This is a genomic window from Arthrobacter sp. JCM 19049 (assembly GCF_001310435.1).
The window spans coordinates 1-663 of record NZ_BAXF01000856.1; the positions used below are offsets into that span (position 1 = coordinate 1).

A 663-nucleotide genomic window follows, 5' to 3' on the forward strand; every position below is an offset into this window, starting at 1 on the left:
CAACAGGCTGCGGGCCTGCTCGGCCTCCAGCCCCGCCCCGTGGTCCTGGACCCAGAAGCTGGCGGCGCCGCCGGTGACCGCCGAACTCAGGTGGATGGTGTCCCCCGGGCCGGTGAACTGCACGGCGTTGCCGATCAGCTGGCGCAGCGCATCGGTGATGCGCGCCGGATCCAGCCAGGCTTTGGTGGCGGAGGTGGCCTCGATCGCCAGGTGGCGTCCGGCCAGCAGGTCGCTGCCCGAGCCTGCGCGGCGATCTGGCGGTCACCTCCGACGGACACCCACTGCGGGGCAACGAAGCCGGGGTTCGTGCTCTGGGCCAGGATTTCCAGGTCCGCCAGGCACTGGCCCATCTGCAATCAGGTCCTGCGCCTGGGCGGCCATGTGGGAGCGCTTGGTGGTGGACAGCTCCCCGCGGGCCAGTTGCGCACCGCAACGGCCAGGCGGTGCTGCGGTTCGGACAGGTGTGCCCGGGCCTCAGCGATGAAGTGGCGTTGGGCCAGGTGGGATCCCTCCACCCGGTCCAGCATGGCGTTGACCGTCTCGGCCAGCTGCGCCAGGTCATCCCGGCCGTGCACCGGGATGCGGGCCGAGAGGTCCTGGGCGGTGATCTGCTCGGCGGTTTCGCGCACCGCGCGGATCGGACGCATGATGTGCCGGGCCACC

The 663-nt window shown here is 71.6% G+C and carries 2 protein-coding genes; both read right to left on the minus strand.

Features of this window, described 5'->3' with window-relative positions:
• Positions 1 to 134: 134 nt before the first annotated feature.
• Complete coding sequence (locus JCM19049_RS16745; protein ID WP_279403478.1) at positions 135 to 350, minus strand: hypothetical protein; 216 nt, start codon at positions 348 to 350, stop codon at positions 135 to 137.
• A 6-nt stretch (positions 351 to 356) separates the two neighbouring features.
• Positions 357 to 663, minus strand: a 307-nt coding sequence (locus JCM19049_RS16750; protein WP_279403479.1) for a HAMP domain-containing protein, incomplete at its 5' end; no start/stop codon positions are given.